This is a genomic window from Pseudomonas sp. 102515, assembly GCF_031085165.1.
Lineage (GTDB): Bacteria > Pseudomonadota > Gammaproteobacteria > Pseudomonadales > Pseudomonadaceae > Chryseomonas.
Map to the genome: position 1 here is coordinate 524,021 of NZ_JAVHTY010000001.1, position 16,161 is coordinate 540,181.

Genomic DNA, 16,161 nt, shown 5'->3' on the forward strand with positions numbered 1-16,161 from the left:
CCGATCCGCATCAGCCACGCGCCTCTTCCAGGCGCCACACGGCCCGTTCCACGCCGCGCAATTCCGCCAGGCCCTTGAGCCGGCCGATCAGCGAATAGCCCGGATTGGTTCGCCGCCCCTGGTCATCCAGCAGTTGATGGCCGTGGTCCGGGCGCATGGGCAGACGCGCCCCGCCTTCGCGTTCGCGGCGACGCTCCTCGCGCACCAGTTCACGAATCACCCCGACCATGTCGACGTCACCGTCCAGGTGATGGGCCTCGTGGAAACTGCGCGGATCCGCCTCGCGCCGGGTCGCCCGCAGGTGGACGAAGTGGATGCGCGGGGCGAATTGGCGGGCCATGGCCACCAGGTCGTTGTCGGCGCGCACGCCATAGGAACCGGTACAGAAGGTCAGGCCGTTGGCCGGACTGGGTACCGCGTCCAGCAGCCACTGGGCATCGGCGGCGGTGGAGACCACCCGTGGCAGACCCAGCAGCGGCCGCGGCGGATCGTCCGGATGCACGCCCAGGCGGATGCCCTGCTCTTCCGCCACCGGCACCACGGCCTGGAGAAAGACCGCCAGGTGCTCGCGCAGCCGCACGGCATCGATACCGGCATAGGTGGCCAGCAGGGCGCGCAGGTCGGCCACCGTATAGCCTTCCTCGGCGCCCGGCAGACCGGCGATGAGGGTACGCACCAAATCTTCGCGCCCGGCTTCGTCGAGGCCGGCATGATAGCGGCGCGCGCGCTCGATCTCTGCGGTGGTGTACTCGGCCTCGGCTCCGTCGCGCTGCAGGATGCAGAGGTCGAAGGCGGCGAAGGCGTCCTGATCGAACCTGAGCGCCCAGCCGCCGTCGGGCAACCGGTGGGCAAGCTGGGTGCGGGTCCAGTCCAGCACCGGCATGAAGTTGTAGCAGACCACGTCGATGCCGCACTGGGCGAGATTGCGCAGGCTCTGTCGATAGTTGTCCAGATAGCGCGCGCGACCCGGCAGGCCGCGCTTGATGTCCTCGTGAACCGGGATGCTTTCGACCACCGACCACGTCAGCCCCGCCGCCTCGATCAGCGCCTTGCGCTCGGCGATGGCTGCTACCGGCCAGACCTCGCCATTGGGAATCTCGTGCAGCGCCGTGACGATGCCGGTGGCCCCGGTCTGGCGGATATCGGCGAGAGAGATGGGATCGCGCGGGCCGAACCAGCGCCAGGTGTGTTCCATGTCAGACTCCTTGGTTGGTCAAGTCGGCAAGGGCCGCGGCGATACCCGCCGTGGCTATGCGCTCATAGGCCCGTTGCACCGCCTCGCGGAAAGCGGGTTGTGCAGCCAGGGCCGGCGGAAAGACCTCGGCCAGCGCCAGCACGGCGTCCACCCGCGCCGCGCCAGCAGGCAAGGCGGCCAGGGTGACGCGCAGGGGATCGTCCAGCGCCTCGCCCTCGCCTTCACCATAGTGAATCCAGGCCGCCACGCCGAGCGCGGTACAGGAGAGATCGCCGCCCTGCTCCAGCAGCCGCTGGGCGCCCAGCAGCCAGCGTTGCGGCAGCTTCTGCGAGCCGTCCATGGCGATCTGCCGCAGCCGGTGCTGCAGGGCATCGTTACGGAAACGCGCGACCAACGCCGCGGCATAGGCCTGCAGATCCACGTCCTCCGGCATGTCCAGGGTCGGCGCCGCCTCGCCGCTCATGTAGCGGTGCACCAGCGCGGCCAGGCGTTCGTCGGCCATGGCCTCGGCCACGGTGCCGTGACCGGCCAGGCCGCCGACATAGGCCAGCAGCGAATGGCTGCCATTGAGCAGGCGCAGCTTCATGGTCTCGAAGGGACGGACGTCCGCCACCATCTGCACCCCTTCATGTTCCCAGTCCGGGCGCCCCTGGGGAAAGCGGTCCTCGACCACCCACTGGCTGAAGGCCTCGCCCACCACGGCAGCCGGGTCGTCGCAGCCGAGCTCGCCCAGGCGGACGAATGCAGCCTCGTCCATGGCCGGCACGATGCGATCCACCATGCTGCAGGGAAAGGCGACTTCGGTGGCGATCCAGGCCGCCAGGCCCGCATCCTGGGCCTCGGCGAGGGACACTACCGCCTGGCGGGTCCGCTGGCCGTTGTCCGGCATGTTGTCGCAGCAGAGCACGGTGAAGGGCGCGATGCCTGCGGCCCGCCGGCGGCGCAGGCCTTCCACCAGCAGCCCGGGCGCCGTGCGCGGCGCCCGCGGTTCGGCCAGGTCGTGGACGATGCCGGGATCGTCGCGGCGCAGGGCCCCGCTGGCCGGGCTCAGGCAATAGCCCTTCTCGGTCACGGTCAGGGTGACGATGCGCACCCCGGGATCGGCCAGCCGCGCCAGCAGGGCCTCGCGTCCGGCCCCGCCGTCGCCGGCAAAGAGCACCTCGCGCAGGGCGCCGATCTCGCGCAGCACCCCTTCGCGCCGGTTGCGGTACTCGGCCACGTGATAGCGGCCCTGCTGGGCGCGCAGGGTCTCCACCAGCGCCCGTCCCGATCTCAGGTTGGCGCTGCACAGGCCCCAGGCACCGCCGCCATGGCGCGCTAGGTTGCGCTCCAGGTAGACCGCCTGGTGGGCGCGGTGGAAGGCGCCCAGTCCCAGGTGGACGATGCCGATGACTGGCGCCGGATAGCGCGAGGGAATGCGTTCGAAATCGCTCATCGGGCGCCTCCGGTAGCCAGGGCGGCCGGTGCGTCCGCCGGCCGCTCGGCCAGCGGCTTGACGAAGCGCGCCACGCACAGCGAACCGATCACGGTCAGGGCCCCGGCCAACAGGAAGGCACTGGTGAAGGCCCCGGTGAATTGCACCAGGTAGCCGGTCACCGCCGGGCCGATGATGCCCGAGGTGTTGGCCAGGAAGTGCATGAAGCCACTCACCCCGCCCACCCGCGCCGCCGGCACCGTGTCCTGGATGATCGCCCAGTAGATGGCGCCGGTCAGATAGAGGAAGAATACCGAGAGCGCGACCAGGGCCACCGCGGCATAGAGGGTGCTGACCAGGCCGGCCACGGCGATGCACAGGGCGCAGGCCAGCAGGCAGGTCACCAGCACCACCTTGCGCGAGAACATCAGGCGACCGGTCTTGCGGAACACCCAGTCGGACAGGTAGCCGCCCATCGCCAGACCGATGAAGCCCAGCACCCAGGGGATCACCGTGGCGATGCTCATGTCCTTCACGTTGAGCCCGTACGCCTGGATCAGGTAGCTGGGGAACCAGGTGAGGAAGAAGAACAGGGTGTAGTTGTAGGCGAAGAACGCGAGGGCGGTGAACAGCACCGTGGGCTGGCGCAGGTAGTACTTGAGCGGTCGCACCTCGCTGTCCACCACGGCCACGGCGCGCTCCTCGGCGGCGATGTCGGCGGCTAGCTGGCCGGTCGGCTTGTCCTTGATCCAGAGGTACCAGACTACCGCCCAGACGAAGCCGATCAGCATGATGACGACGAAGGACACCTTCCAGCCGTAGGCCACCGCGATCACCCCGACGATGGGGCCGGAAATGGCGCCGCCCAGGGGCGTGCCCGACATCGACAGGCCCAGGGTGCGGCCACGGTTATGGGGCGCGTACCAGTTGTTGACCATCTTGCTGGTGGAGACGCTCAAGGGCCCCTCGGCCATGCCGAACAGCACCCGGATCACGATCAGCGCGGCGAAGCCCGAGGCCAGCACCGTCAGGCCGCTGAACGCCGACCAGAGCACCATCGCCAGCAGCAGCGTGGTCTTGGCGCCATAGCGATCGGCGGCCCAGCCACCGATGAAGTTGAACGCCGCATAGCCGACGAAGAAGGCGCTGAACAGCAGCCCCATCTCGCCGGCGCTCAGCGCGAAGTCCTTCTGGATCAGGGGCGCCGCCACCGACAGCGCCGAGCGATCCAGATAGTTGACGACTCCCGCCAGGAACAGCATGACGAGTACCAGTCCACGACCTTGTCCAGCCATTTGTTACCTCCCGCTCATTGTCTTTATTCGGTAAGGCATCGGAGAACGCCCCAGGGGAGCGCGAGTTTTCAGGCGTTGCCACCCCACTGCACCAGCACCTTGCGCGTCTGCTCGGGGTGCCTTTCGATCAGCTCGATGGCGCTCGGCATCTCCTGGCTGGCCACTTGGTGGCTGATCAGCGCCGCGGCATCCAGCTTGCCCGCCGCCAGGAGTTCGATGACCCGCGGGAAGCGCCCGTTGTTGAGCCGCGAACCCACCAGCGTCAGTTCCTTCTTGATGATCTCCAGCTGCACCAGCTCGCTGGGCGTGGCGCTGAAACCCAGCAGGCCGATGCGCCCGGCCGGCGACGCCAGGCGGACGATCTCCGGCAGCAGGGCGGGATGGCAGGCGGCGTCAACGATCAGCGGTACGCCCTCGCCGCCGGTGGCCTCGCGCAGCGCCGCTTCGACGTTGGTATCGCGCCCATTGAGGGTGCGGGTCGCGCCCAGGGCCCGGGCGGTGGCCAGGCGATCGTCCAGCACATCGGTCACCGTGATGTCGGTGAGACCCAGTGCCCTGGCCATCTGCACCAGGGTCAGCCCGATCACGCCGGCGCCGTAGATCAACAGGGAATCCCCGGGCAGGAACTGCATCCGCTCCAGCACATTGAGGGCGATGCTGTAGGGCTCCACCAGGGCGGCCTGGGCCAGCGGCAAGCCGGGCGGCAGGCGATGGGCATTGGCGGCGGGCACGCAGACCTCTTCGCTGAAGCCGCCATCGCGGTGCACGCCCAGCACCTGCAGGCGACTGCATACATTGGGCCGGCCGATGCGGCAGGGATAGCAGCTGCCGCAGGCGATCACCGGATCGACGCAGACCGGATCGCCCACCGCCAGGCCGCTCACACCCTCGCCGACCTCACGCACCACGCCGGCGAATTCGTGGCCGGTGACGCGGGGAAAGCGCACGAAGGCGTTCTGGCCATGGATGATGTGCATGTCCGAGCCGCAGATGCCGGCATAGGCCACCCCGACGCGGACCTCGCCGGGCGCCAGCGCGGGCACCGCGACCTCTTCGATGCTGAATTCGTGGGGTGCTCTGACCTGAAAGGCTTTCATCCTGGATTCCTCGCTCACCAGTGCCACAGGGTGCCATCCACCAGCCGGTTCACCGGCAGGCTGGCGCGTTTGTACGGATAACGGGCGGCGAGGTCCTCGTCGATGTCCACGCCGTGGCCAGGCACCTCGCCCGGGGTGAAGTGGCCGTCCGCGAAGCGATAGGCATGGGGAAAGACCTCCTCGATGCGCGCCTCGTGGGGCATGTGCTCCTGGATGCCGAAGTTGGGCACCCAGGTGTCGAAGTGCAGCGCCGCGCCCATGCACACCGGCGACAGGTCGGTGGCGCCATGGAAACCGGTACGCACCTGGTAGAGCGCCGCCAGGTCGGCGATGCGCCTCATGTGGGTGATGCCGCCGGCATGCACCAGGGTGGCGCGGATGTAGTCGATCAGTTGCTCCTGGATCAGCTCGCGGCAGTCATGGATGGAGTTGAACACCTCGCCCACCGCCAGCGGCGTGGTGGTGTGCTGGCGGATCAGGCGGAAGGCCTCCTGGTTTTCCGCCGGGGTGCAGTCCTCCAGCCAGAACAGGTTGTATTCCTCGACACGCTTGCCCAGCCGGCCCGCCTCGATGGGCGTCAGCCGGTGGTGCACGTCGTGCAGCAGGTGCAGGTCGTCACCGAAGCGCTCGCGCACTGCGGCGAACAGCCTGGGCACATGGTTGAGGTACTTGGCGGTGTCCCAGACGTGCTCCGCCGGCAGATCGCTGTCGGCCGGCTCATAGCGCTCGCCCTCGCGCTTGGCCACGCCGTAGGTGGTGGGGATGCCCGGCACCCCGCACTGCACCCGCACCGCACGATAGCCCTGCTCGACATGGCGGGCCACCTCGTCCAGGCAGCTGTCGATGTCCTTGCCGGTGGCGTGGCCATAGACCATCACCCGCTCCCGGCTCTTGCCGCCGAGCAGCTGGTACAGCGGCATGCCGGCGGCCTTGGCCTTGAGGTCCCAGAGCGCCACGTCCACTGCGGCGATGGCGGTCATGGTGACCGGTCCGCGCCGCCAGTAGGCGCCGCGGTAGAGGTACTGCCAGATGTCTTCGATGCGATGGGCATCGCGACCGATCAGCGCCGGCAGCACGTGCTCTTCCAGGTAGGCCACCACCGCCAGCTCGCGGCCATTGAGGGTGGCGTCGCCGAGGCCATAAAGGCCTTCGTCGGTGACGATCTTGAGGGTGACCAGGTTGCGACCGGGACAGGTGACGATGACGCGGGCTTCGGTGATCTTCATGGCTTCAGGCCTGGGCAGTGAGAGCGGGAATCAGGGGCGGCAACGCCGGCATGGCCGCGCGTGGGATGAGCGCACCGGGATGCTGGATGACCGTGGCCGCCAGACGATGCCCCCAGCGGGCGGCCACCTCGGGGGCCCCGCCCTGGAGGCGGCAGGCCAGGTAGGCGGCACTGAAGGAGTCCCCGGCGGCCGTGGTATCGACCACCCGCGTCACGGCTTCGCCGGCGACCTCCTGGTGCCCCTGGCGGTCCTGCAGCAGGCAGCTGCGCGCGCCGCGCTTGAGCGCCACCTCGGTCACGCCCCACTCGGCGTACTGGGCGAACAGCGCCGCCGCGTCGGCGAAACCGAACAGGGCGGCATCGTCCTCCCAGGTCACCAGCGCCAGGTCGGTGAGGTGCAGCAACCGGTGATAGGCCGTGCGCGCGGCCTGGATGTTCGGCCACAGCCGCGGCCGGTAGTTGTTGTCGAAGACGATGCGGGTGCCAGCGGCGCGCGCCTGGCGCAAGGCTTCCAACAGCCGCTCGCGGCCGGTATCGGTCAGCACCGCCAGGCTGATGCCGCTGAGGTAGAGCACCTGATACTCCGCCAGGGCCGCCAGCAGCGGCTGGGCCTCGGCACCGTCGAAACACTCCCGCGCCGCCGCCTCGCCCCGCCAGTAGAGAAAGCGTCGCTCGCCCTCGGCATCGGTCTGGATCAGATAGAGCCCCGGCAAGCGCCCGGGCAGCACCCGCACCCGCTCGTCACTCAACCCCTCCTCCCGCCAGCGCGCGCGCATCGCCTGGCTCAGGCCGTCGTCGCCCACCGCGGTGAGGTAATCCACCTGTACCGGGTCATCCCCGAGCAACCGCCGCAGATAGACGGCCGCATTGAGGGTGTCGCCGCCAAAGGCCTGGCCCAGTTGGCCATCCACCTGACTGCGCAACTCGACCATGCATTCGCCGATGAGGCCGATGCGGGTCAGGGGGGACGAAACGAGGGGTAGTGTCATGCAGACTCCTGAGGGTGGGCCGGAATCCGGACGCGGCAGGCGGAGACCGCCAGGCCGGTCACGCCGGGATCGAGGCGAAAGGTGCGCCCGGCCAGGGGTTGCGCCTGGCGGGCGGAATCATCGAGGCCCACCCGGGCGGTGGTGATCAGCAACTGCTCCAGGCGTTCGCCATAGAAGGCGCAGGAGGTCACCCGCGCCACCGGCAACTCCACCCAGGCGAGCAGTTCGCCCTCGGCGCTCCAGCGACTCAGGCGGTAGCCGTCCCAGTGGGCGATCCACAGCGCCCCCTCGCTGTCCACGGCCAGGCCATCGGGCACGCCAGGCTGCTCGCCGAAGTCGATGAGGGTGCGCGCGCGACCGAGTGCGCCGCTGGCGAGATCGAAGTCGAAGGCCTGCACCCGGCGGGTGGGCGAATCTATGTAGTAGAAGGTCCGGTTGTCCGGACTCCAGCCGAGGCCGTTGGACACGGTGATGCCGTCGAGCATCTGCTGCAGCTGGCCATCCAGATCCAGGCGATACAGCCGGCCGCCGCCGGGTGCCTCGTCGAGCAGCGTGGTACCCAGCCAGAAACGGCCGAGCGCATCGCACTTGCCGTCATTGAAGCGATGCTGCGATCCATGGACCGCCTGGGGCGGCCGCGCGACCGGCGTCGGCTGGGACGCACCGGCGGCCAGGCGCCAGACACCGTCGCTCAGGGCCAGCCAGGTGGAGCCGTCGACATGGGGCACGGCGCAGCCCAGCGGTCGGCCGAAGCCCAGCACCTCGACCGAAGCGGCCGGATGCGGCGCGGCGCGCAACAGCCGACCGGCGAGGATATCCACCCACAGCAGGCTCTGCTGGCCGGCATCCCACACCGGGCCTTCGCCCAGTTCATCGCAATGGTCGAACAGGCCCTCAGGCGGCGCCATGGCGGGTCTCCTCCACGAAGCGCAGCGGTATCAGCGCCAGCAGGCAGCTCAGGGCGAGCATGGCGTAGCTCCAGTGCCAGCCGAAATGCTCGATCACGTAACCGGCCACCGGCCCCACCAGAAAGCCCGCCAGGCCCAGCCCCACGCCGATGAGCAGGCCCAGGCCGCTGCCAGCCGCGCGCGGCGAGGAATCCACCGCCAGCGAATAGAGCACCACATAGGGCGAATTGCGGAACAGGCCCCAGGCCAGCAGCAGGGTCCAGGCCATTGCGCGGCTGTCGATGAACATGCACAGGGCGACGCAGAGGGAGAAACCGATGGTCAGGATCCCCAGGGCGAACTTGCGGCCGCGGTGATCGCTCAGGGTCCCCCAGAAGATCTGTCCCGCCCAGCCCACCAGCCCCGAGGCGCCGGAGATCACCGCGGCCTCGGCCAGGCTCAGCCCCAGCTGGCTGGTGAGCTGGTAGGTCAGAAAGGTGGCCACGCCCATCTCGGTCCAGAGGAACAGGAAGTTCATCACCAGGCAGAGGCGCACGTTGCGCTCGGCGAAGGCCTGGCGCAGGTTGCGCAGCGGATTGCGCGAGACGGGCGCGGCGGTGTCGACCGGAACGGTCAGCCCCTCCTCGCGGATCCAGGCATAGACCTGCTCCTCGTTGCGGCGGCGGCCCAGGTAGAGCTGCAGCAGGATGATCGGCAGGCCGATCAGCGGGATCCAGAGGAAGGTGGCGCGCCAGTCGCCGTTGGCCAGGATCAGCCCCATCAGGACCGGCCCGACGAATTGCCCCAGGGGCATGCCGGTGTGATGGACGCCGAGGGCGAAGCCGCGATTTTCCTTTTGCCAGAATTCGCTGGCCACGGCGATGTTGACCGGCTCCATGGCGCCGGTCCCCAGGCCCATGGTGAATCTCAGCACCTGCAGGGCGCCCAGCGAACGCGCATAGACGGTGGCGAAGGCCGAGCCTATGGTCAGGGCGCAGGCCCCCACCCAGCTCCAGGCACGGCGGTGGCCGGTGCCGACGCTGTCGGCCAGCACCCCTACTACCAGCGCGCCTATCAGGGTCCCGACGAAACTCAGCGAACTGAGCCAGCCACCCTGGGCGGCGTCCAGTCCGAATTCCTGCATGATCGCCGGCGGCACGGTCGGCAGCAGCTGGCGATCCACCGAGATCATCAACATCGCCAGGGTGGTGATGCCGAGCATCTGCCAGGACACCGGATGGGCACGGGGCAGCCAACCGGGGTTACGCGCGGCAGGCGCCAGCGCGCCCGGGCCTTTGGTCATGGATTTCATCGTCGCAGGTTCCGTTGTTGTTTTTGTTCGCACCCCTGACGACCGTCAGCGGTGGAAAGAGACCCTTACGCGCGAAATGCTTTGGAACGTTGTTCCATTCGCTGGAGGACAGTGTTGCTGGCCTTTCCCGCATTCGTCAATCAGAATGGAACAGTGTTCCGGCAATCAGGCGACCGGCGGTCCCATGGAAAAGAATCAGCATCTCGGCAATGACATGGTCAGCGCGGTCGGGCGTACCCTGGCCGTGCTCGAAGCCCTCGGCGAGCGCGAGGACGACTGCGGCGTCTCGGAGCTGGCGCAGCAGCTGGACCTGTCGAAGAGTACCGTCCACCGCTTCCTGCAGACGCTCAAGGCCCTGGGCTACGTGGTCCAGGACGCCGAGGACCGCTACCGCCTGAGCGTCAAGCTGTTCGAACTGGGCGCCCGCGCCCTGCCCCAGCTCGAGCTGGTCCGCGAAGCCGAACCGGGCATGCGCCATCTCAACGACCTCACCGGCGAGACCGTCCACCTCGGCATCTTCGACGAGGGCGCCATCGTCTATGTGCACAAGCTCGATTCGCGCTACACCCTGCGCATGTATTCGCGCATCGGTCGGAGGGCGCCGCTGTATTGCACGGGAATCGGCAAGGTATTGATGGCCTGGCGAGCGGAGGATGAGGTGCGGCAGATCCTGGCCCAGGAGACCTTTGTCCGCCGTACGCCCAACACCCTCGACAGCCTGGCCGCCTATCTGGCGGAACTGGCGCGGGTTCGTGACCTGGGTTTCGCCGAGGACCACGAGGAATTCGAGGGCAACATGAGGTGCCTGGCGGCGCCGATCCGCGACCGTTTCGGCCAGGTCATCGCCGGCCTGAGTGTGTCCTTTCCCTGCTTCCGCTTCCGTGAGGACCTCAAGGCCGAGTACGTCGAGCAGATGCTCGCTACCACGGCGCGCATCTCGGCGCAGCTGGGTGCCCCGGGCCGCGAGGCACCCGTTCAAGGGGCACAGCCATAGTCGTCAGACCATTCCATTGCCTGCTGGAGGCCCGGTCTTAAGCCGCCGCTAAGCTACCCGCGCCGGTGATCAGGGCTGCGGCTTCGCGGTGGTCGCGGCTGAAGTCCGTGCCCTGGCCCACCGCACCCAGCAGTCGACGCGGGAGATCGAAGCCATGATCGGCACCATCCAGCATGATTCGACGGACGCGGTGAAGGCCATGCAGCAGAGCAGCCAGACTGCCGAGCAACCCCTTTCCGTCGCCCGGGAAGCCCATGGCGCCCTGCGGGCCATCGCCGGCGTCATGGGCGGCATCGACGAGCGCACGGCGCTGATCGCCACGGCCGCCGAAGAACGGGCCCTGGTGGCCAAGGACATCGACCGCGGCCTGATCAGCGTCAAGGACCTCTCCGACCAAACCACCGCGAGCGCCAGCCAGACCTCCAGCGCCAGTAGCGAGGTGTCGCGCCTGGCGGCAGGTCTCAGGCAGGTGGTGGCGGAATTCGTCATCTGAACGGGGCCGTCGGTCGCCCCTGGAGCAGGCCGCCGAAGCGGCACGCGAACGATCGACCGCCTTTTCTCCAGGCACAAAAAAAGCTGCCCTAGGGCAGCTTCTCTTGCGTCGTTCGGGCAGTTCAGAGGACCCGGAACGACTCATATGGCGCGGCGGACGGGACTCGAACCCGCGACCCCCGGCGTGACAGGCCGGTATTCTAACCGACTGAACTACCGCCGCGCATTGCGTGCACCTTACGGAACACTTCCCGAAGAGTTTGGTGGCTGATGACGGGATCGAACCGCCGACCCCCTGCGTGTGATGCAGGTGCTCTCCCAGCTGAGCTAATCAGCCATCCCCTTCGGGTGACGCGCATTCTCCTCGTAGCCCCTTGATCCGTCAAGGATTTTTCCAATTTAATTTCTACGGGGCGCTATTCCCGGTAGATCATCCTGCGGCTCATGCCGCCGTCCAGGGTGATGGCCTCGCCGCTGAGGAAACCGGCGTTGCCGCTCAGCAGCCAGGCCACGCAGGCGGCGACGTCTTCCACCGTCCCTACCCGCCCGACCGGATGCTGCTCGTGATCGGCGGCGGACAGCGGCTCGGCCTCGCGGACATGGGCATCGCGCGCATCGATCCAGCCCGGAGAGAGCGCATTCACCCGCACTTCCGGGCCCAGGCTGATGGCCAGGGCATGGGTCAGGGCCAGCAATCCGCCCTTGCTCGCGGCATAGGCCTCGCTGTGGGGCTCGGACTGCTGGGCACGGGTCGAGGCGACGTTGACGATGGCGCCCTGCTGCTCGCGCAGATAGGGTGCGCAATGCTTGGCCATCAACATGGGGCCGTCCAGATTCACCCCGAGCACCTTGCGCCACTCGGCCAGTGCCAGGCTTTCCAGTGGCTGGCCCTGGGCGGTGGCGAGACCGGCGTTGTTGACCAGGGCATCCAGCCGACCGAACTGGCCGATCACCTGGGCGACGGCGGACTCGACCTGACTCTCGTCAGCCACGTCCAGGGCGACGAACCAGGCGCGCTCGCCGAGGGCGGCGGCCACCTTGGCGCCGCGCGCCTGCTCGATATCGGCCACCACCACCCGCCAGCCCTCGGCCACCAGCCAGGCCGCGATGCCCAGACCGATCCCACGCGCCGCGCCGGTGACCAGGGCGACACGCAGTTCCACCGGTGCGAACGTCAGGCTCATAGGGCCGCCAATCCGCGGGCCAGGTCCTGCCGCAGATCGCCCAGGTCTTCGAGACCCACGGCGACGCGGATCAGGCTGTCGCTGATTCCGGCATTGGCGCGCTCGGCCGGCGACAGCCGTCCGTGCGAGGTCGTCGCCGGGTGGGCGATGGTGGTCTTGGTGTCACCCAGGTTGGTGGTGATGGAGATCATTCGGGTGGCGTCGATGAAGCGCCAGGCCGCGTCACGCCCGCCGGCGACCTCGAAGCTCACCACGGCGCCGAAGGCACTCTGCTGGCGGCACGCCAGCTCATGCTGCGGATGGCTTTCCAGGCCCGCGTAGTGGACCCGGGCGACGCCGGGCTGGCCTTCCAGCCAGCGCGCCAGCTCCAGCGCGGCCTGGCTGTGCGCCTGCATGCGGATCTTCAGCGTCTCCAGGCCCTTGAGGAACAGCCAGGCGTTGAAGGGACTCAGGGTCGGACCGGCGGTACGCAGGAAACCCACCACGTCCTTCATCTGCTCGGCACGGCCGGCGACCACGCCGCCCATGCCACGGCCCTGGCCGTCGATGTACTTGGTCGCCGAATGGATGACGATGTCGGCACCCAGCGCCAGCGGCTTCTGCAGCGCCGGGGTGCAGAAGCAGTTGTCGACCGCCAGCAGCGCGCCCTGGGCATGGGCGATCTCGGCCAGGGCGGCGATGTCCACCAGCTCGGCCAGGGGGTTGGACGGCGACTCGACGAAGAACAGCCGGGTATTGGGCTTGCAGGCCGCCTGCCAGGCGTCCAGATCGGCCAGCGGCGGATAGTCCACCTCGATGCCGAAGCGCTTGAAGTACTTTTCGAACAGGCTGATGGTCGAGCCGAACACGCTGCGCGAGACCAGCACGTGGTCGCCGGCGCTGCACAGGCTCATGACCATGGCCAGGATGGCCGACATGCCCGAGGCGGTGGCCACCGCCTGCTCGGCCCCTTCGAGGGCCGCGATACGGGTCTCGAAGGTACGGACCGTGGGGTTGGTATAGCGCGAATAGACGTTGCCCGGCACCTCGCCGGCGAAGCGCGCCGCGGCATCCGCGGCGGTCCGGAACACGTAGCTGCTGGTCAGGAACAGGGCTTCGCCATGCTCGCCTTCCGGCGAGCGCTGCTGCCCTGCCCGCACCGCCAAGGTCTCGAAGGCCGCGCCCTCGAGATCACTGTCCAGGCGTCCGGCATCCCAGTCTTGGCTCATGTGCAGCTCCTTAGTCGTTGTAGAGATCGATGATGGCGCTGACCGCCTTGTGCTTGACCTTGGCCGCGTCGTTGCGCGCCTGCTCGATCCGATTCAGATAGGCGGCATCGACGTCGCCGGTGATGTACTCGCCATCGAACACCGCGCAGTCGAACTGCTCGACCTTGGGTGCCTTGCGGGTGCGCACGGCTTCCTGCAGGTCCTGCAGATCCTGGTAGATCAGCCAGTCGGCGCCGATCAGCTCGCCGACTTCCTCGGTGGTGCGGCCGTGGGCGATCAGCTCGTGCACGCTGGGCATGTCGATGCCGTAGACGTTGGGGAAGCGCACCGCCGGGGCCGCCGAGCAGAAGTAGACCTTCTTGGCGCCGGCTTCGCGGGCCATCTGGATGATCTGCTTGCAGGTGGTGCCGCGGACGATGGAATCGTCCACCAGCATCACGTTCTTGCCGCGGAATTCCAGCTCGATGGCGTTGAGCTTCTGGCGCACCGACTTCTTGCGCGCGGCCTGGCCGGGCATGATGAAGGTCCGCCCGATGTAGCGGTTCTTGACGAAGCCCTCGCGGAACTTGACGCCCAGGTGGTTGGCCAGCTCCAGCGCCGCGGTGCGGCTGGTGTCCGGGATCGGGATGACCACGTCGATGTCGTGCTCGGGCCGCTCGCGCTGGATCTTCTCGGCGAGCTTCTCGCCCATGCGCAGGCGCGCCTTATAGACCGAGATGCCGTCGATGATGGAATCCGGGCGGGCCAGGTAGACGTGCTCGAAGATGCAGGGCGCGTAGTGCGGATTCTGCGCGCACTGGCGGGTGTAGAGCCGTCCGTCTTCGGTGATGTACACCGCTTCGCCTGGTTCCAGGTCACGGATCAGGGTGAAGCCGAGCACGTCGAGGGCGACGCTCTCGGAGGCGATCATGTATTCCACGCCGTATTCGGTGTGACGCTGGCCGAAGACGATGGGACGGATGGCGTTGGGATCGCGGAAGCCGACGATACCGTAACCCGTCACCATGGCCACCACGGCATAGCCGCCACGGCAACGCTCATGGACCTCGGAAACCGCGGCGAAGACGTCGTCCTCGGTGGGCTGCAGCTTGTTGCGCACCGCCAGCTCGTGGGCGAAGACGTTGAGCAGCACCTCGGAGTCGGAATTGGTGTTGACGTGCCGCAGGTCGGATTCGTAGATCTCGCGGGACAGCTGCTCGACGTTGGTCAGGTTGCCGTTGTGCGCGAGGGTGATGCCATAGGGCGAGTTGACATAGAACGGCTGCGCCTCGGCGGAGCTGGAGCTGCCGGCCGTGGGGTAGCGCACATGACCGATGCCCATGCGGCCGACCAGGTGCTGCATGTGGCGCTGCTGGAAGACGTCGCGGACCAGGCCGTTGTCTTTGCGCAGGAAGAGTTTACCGTCCAGGCTGGTGACGATACCGGCGGCATCCTGACCGCGATGTTGAAGGACGGTGAGCGCGTCGTACAACGACTGGTTGACGTTAGTCTTGCCCACGATACCTACGATGCCACACATGTGACGCGACCCCACTGTTTCAAGTGATGCGACGGCGAACCATCGCAGGATGACCCCGGCAGTGCGAGGCCTGGAAAAGCGTTCAAGGAGCCTTGGGCCCCAGCTGCGGCAGCAGTTGCAGACTGGGCATGGGCGTCGCGCCCAGCCATTGGCCGGCAAAGCCCAACAGCAGATTCTTCGACCAATCGGCCACCAGGAGAAAATGTGGAACCAGCACCGACTGTTGCCACCAGCCGTCCTGCTGGACCGGCCCCAGGCTCAACAGCCCCACGGCCACGGTGATCAACAACGCACCGCGGGCGGCGCCAAAGGCCATGCCGAGAAAACGATCGGTGCCCGACAATCCGGTGACGCGGATCAATTCACCAAGCAAGAAGCTCACCAGAGCACCGACGAGCAGTGTCAGCACGAAGAGAATGACACAGGCGGCGATCACCCGTCCGGAAGGCACCTGAATATAGTCGACCAGGTAACTGGACAGCGCCCCACCGAAGACCCAGGCCACGCCACCGGCCACGATCCAGGTGGCCAATGACAACGCTTCCTTGACGAAGCCGCGCCTGAGACTGATCAGGCAGGAAACGATGACGACGGCGACGATCGCCCAGTCCACCCAGGTGAAGCCCACGGCAAGGTCCACTTACAAAAAGGCCCTGCATTCTAGCAGAGCCTTGTGACCGGGTTAACCGCGCTCCGGCTGAAAGCGTACGACGAAGCCCTTGACGCCATTCTGCTTGTTGAGCTGGTCGCGCAGGCGATCCGCCTCGCTACGCTCGATCACCGGGCCGACGAAGACACGGTTCATGCCGTCGGCGGTACGCACATAGGCGTTGTAGCCCTGGCTGCGCAGCTTGGCCTGCAGGGCGTCGGCGCTGGGGCGGGACGACAGGCTGGCGAGCTGGACCGACCAGCTGTTGGGCAGATTGGCCGCGCCCAGGCGCGAGTCCGGCTTGGCCGCTGGCGCCGGGGTGGCCGTCGGTGCCACGGGAGCACTGGCGACGGGTGCAGGGGCGGCAGGCGCCTTGGCAACCGGCGCGGCAGGCTGGGCCGGGGGCGGTGCGGTATTCACGGGAGCGTTCTGCGTCGGCGCCTGGCCGGAGGTGCCCGCGATGGGCGTCTGCGGCTTGCCGAGCGGCTTGGCCGGCTCGTCGGGCACCACCACCACCGGCGGCGCCTCGGGCGTCTGGACCGGCTGTACCTCGGTATTGGGCACGGTAGGCGCGGCCGGCTGGGGCGGCGCCTCGACCGCTACCTTGCGGGCGTCGTCCTGGCGATTGAAGAGCATGGGTACGAAGATGATGATCAGCGCCAGCAGCACCAGCGCGCCGATGACTCTTTGCTTGAGCATGG

The 16,161-nt window shown here is 67.9% G+C and carries 15 protein-coding genes and 2 tRNA genes; 2 read left to right on the forward strand and 15 right to left on the reverse strand.

Annotated elements, in window-relative coordinates; translation table 11 throughout:
- Positions 1-10 precede the first annotated feature (10 nt).
- From uxuA to RCF34_RS02425, 8 genes are all read right to left on the reverse strand, one after another.
- A complete protein-coding gene (gene uxuA, locus RCF34_RS02390; RefSeq protein ID WP_308706730.1) occupies positions 11-1,195 on the reverse strand; it encodes a mannonate dehydratase in 1,185 nt (394 codons plus the stop codon).
- A gap of 1 nt (position 1,196) precedes the next feature.
- A complete protein-coding gene (locus RCF34_RS02395) occupies positions 1,197-2,630 on the reverse strand; it encodes a mannitol dehydrogenase family protein (RefSeq protein ID WP_308706731.1) in 1,434 nt (477 codons plus the stop codon).
- On the reverse strand, positions 2,627-3,904 hold the full coding sequence (locus RCF34_RS02400) for an MFS transporter (RefSeq protein WP_308706732.1): 1,278 nt from the start codon (positions 3,902-3,904) through the stop codon (positions 2,627-2,629). Before RCF34_RS02400 ends, RCF34_RS02395 begins: the two co-directional genes overlap by 4 nt.
- A gap of 68 nt (positions 3,905-3,972) precedes the next feature.
- The gene (locus tag RCF34_RS02405; RefSeq protein WP_308706733.1) at positions 3,973-5,001 is read right to left on the reverse strand and encodes a Zn-dependent oxidoreductase; all 1,029 of its coding nucleotides are present in this window, start codon (positions 4,999-5,001) and stop codon (positions 3,973-3,975) included.
- A gap of 14 nt (positions 5,002-5,015) precedes the next feature.
- Positions 5,016-6,227 carry a D-mannonate dehydratase ManD gene (gene manD / locus RCF34_RS02410; RefSeq protein ID WP_308706734.1) on the reverse strand — a complete coding sequence of 404 codons (1,212 nt, stop codon included), beginning with the start codon at positions 6,225-6,227 and terminating at the stop codon, positions 5,016-5,018.
- A gap of 4 nt (positions 6,228-6,231) precedes the next feature.
- Positions 6,232-7,215 carry a sugar kinase gene (locus RCF34_RS02415; protein WP_308706735.1) on the reverse strand — a complete coding sequence of 328 codons (984 nt, stop codon included), beginning with the start codon at positions 7,213-7,215 and terminating at the stop codon, positions 6,232-6,234.
- The gene (locus RCF34_RS02420; protein WP_308706736.1) at positions 7,212-8,123 is read right to left on the reverse strand and encodes an SMP-30/gluconolactonase/LRE family protein; all 912 of its coding nucleotides are present in this window, start codon (positions 8,121-8,123) and stop codon (positions 7,212-7,214) included. Before RCF34_RS02420 ends, RCF34_RS02415 begins: the two co-directional genes overlap by 4 nt.
- Entirely contained in the window at positions 8,110-9,405 is a 1,296-nt protein-coding gene (locus RCF34_RS02425) for an MFS transporter (protein ID WP_308706737.1), read from the reverse strand. The genes RCF34_RS02420 and RCF34_RS02425 overlap by 14 nt, the downstream gene beginning before the upstream one ends.
- A gap of 193 nt (positions 9,406-9,598) precedes the next feature.
- On the opposite strand from RCF34_RS02425, the gene kdgR reads away from it, so the two are divergent.
- Both kdgR and RCF34_RS02435 read left to right on the forward strand, forming a co-directional pair.
- Positions 9,599-10,408: a DNA-binding transcriptional regulator KdgR gene (gene kdgR / locus RCF34_RS02430; RefSeq protein WP_308706738.1), complete on the forward strand. Its 810-nt coding sequence runs from the start codon at positions 9,599-9,601 to the stop codon at positions 10,406-10,408.
- Positions 10,409-10,496: 88 nt separating this feature from the next.
- Positions 10,497-10,901: a methyl-accepting chemotaxis protein gene (locus RCF34_RS02435; protein WP_374941134.1), complete on the forward strand. Its 405-nt coding sequence runs from the start codon at positions 10,497-10,499 to the stop codon at positions 10,899-10,901.
- A gap of 145 nt (positions 10,902-11,046) precedes the next feature.
- Here RCF34_RS02435 and RCF34_RS02440 read toward each other — a convergent pair.
- The 7 genes from RCF34_RS02440 to RCF34_RS02470 all read right to left on the reverse strand — a co-directional run bounded on the left by RCF34_RS02440 (position 11,047) and on the right by RCF34_RS02470 (position 16,159).
- Positions 11,047-11,123 (reverse strand) — tRNA-Asp (locus RCF34_RS02440).
- A 38-nt stretch (positions 11,124-11,161) separates the two neighbouring features.
- Positions 11,162-11,237, reverse strand: a tRNA-Val gene (locus RCF34_RS02445).
- Positions 11,238-11,316: 79 nt separating this feature from the next.
- Entirely contained in the window at positions 11,317-12,084 is a 768-nt protein-coding gene (locus RCF34_RS02450; protein ID WP_308706739.1) for an SDR family oxidoreductase, read from the reverse strand.
- On the reverse strand, positions 12,081-13,292 hold the full coding sequence (locus tag RCF34_RS02455; protein WP_308706740.1) for an O-succinylhomoserine sulfhydrylase: 1,212 nt from the start codon (positions 13,290-13,292) through the stop codon (positions 12,081-12,083). The genes RCF34_RS02450 and RCF34_RS02455 overlap by 4 nt, the downstream gene beginning before the upstream one ends.
- Positions 13,293-13,302: 10 nt before the next feature.
- Positions 13,303-14,811: an amidophosphoribosyltransferase gene (purF, locus tag RCF34_RS02460; RefSeq protein ID WP_308706741.1), complete on the reverse strand. Its 1,509-nt coding sequence runs from the start codon at positions 14,809-14,811 to the stop codon at positions 13,303-13,305.
- A gap of 82 nt (positions 14,812-14,893) precedes the next feature.
- On the reverse strand, positions 14,894-15,439 hold the full coding sequence (locus RCF34_RS02465; protein ID WP_231355031.1) for a CvpA family protein: 546 nt from the start codon (positions 15,437-15,439) through the stop codon (positions 14,894-14,896).
- 54 nt (positions 15,440-15,493) lie between these two features.
- Positions 15,494-16,159 carry an SPOR domain-containing protein gene (locus RCF34_RS02470; RefSeq protein ID WP_308706742.1) on the reverse strand — a complete coding sequence of 222 codons (666 nt, stop codon included), beginning with the start codon at positions 16,157-16,159 and terminating at the stop codon, positions 15,494-15,496.
- Positions 16,160-16,161: the final 2 nt, after the last annotated feature.

Bases quoted from the DNA above. Each gene is read 5' to 3' on its own strand.
- uxuA (WP_308706730.1), bottom strand. From the start codon at position 1,195: ATGGAACACACCTGGCGCTGGTTCGGCCCGCGCGATCCCATCTCTCTC.
- RCF34_RS02395 (WP_308706731.1), bottom strand. From the start codon at position 2,630: ATGAGCGATTTCGAACGCATTCCCTCGCGCTATCCGGCGCCAGTCATC.
- RCF34_RS02400 (WP_308706732.1), bottom strand. From the start codon at position 3,904: ATGGCTGGACAAGGTCGTGGACTGGTACTCGTCATGCTGTTCCTGGCG.
- RCF34_RS02405 (WP_308706733.1), bottom strand. From the start codon at position 5,001: ATGAAAGCCTTTCAGGTCAGAGCACCCCACGAATTCAGCATCGAAGAG.
- manD (WP_308706734.1), bottom strand. From the start codon at position 6,227: ATGAAGATCACCGAAGCCCGCGTCATCGTCACCTGTCCCGGTCGCAAC.
- RCF34_RS02415 (WP_308706735.1), bottom strand. From the start codon at position 7,215: ATGACACTACCCCTCGTTTCGTCCCCCCTGACCCGCATCGGCCTCATC.
- RCF34_RS02420 (WP_308706736.1), bottom strand. From the start codon at position 8,123: ATGGCGCCGCCTGAGGGCCTGTTCGACCATTGCGATGAACTGGGCGAA.
- RCF34_RS02425 (WP_308706737.1), bottom strand. From the start codon at position 9,405: ATGACCAAAGGCCCGGGCGCGCTGGCGCCTGCCGCGCGTAACCCCGGT.
- kdgR (WP_308706738.1), top strand. From the start codon at position 9,599: ATGGAAAAGAATCAGCATCTCGGCAATGACATGGTCAGCGCGGTCGGG.
- RCF34_RS02450 (WP_308706739.1), bottom strand. From the start codon at position 12,084: ATGAGCCTGACGTTCGCACCGGTGGAACTGCGTGTCGCCCTGGTCACC.
- RCF34_RS02455 (WP_308706740.1), bottom strand. From the start codon at position 13,292: ATGAGCCAAGACTGGGATGCCGGACGCCTGGACAGTGATCTCGAGGGC.
- purF (WP_308706741.1), bottom strand. From the start codon at position 14,811: ATGTGTGGCATCGTAGGTATCGTGGGCAAGACTAACGTCAACCAGTCG.
- RCF34_RS02470 (WP_308706742.1), bottom strand. From the start codon at position 16,159: ATGCTCAAGCAAAGAGTCATCGGCGCGCTGGTGCTGCTGGCGCTGATC.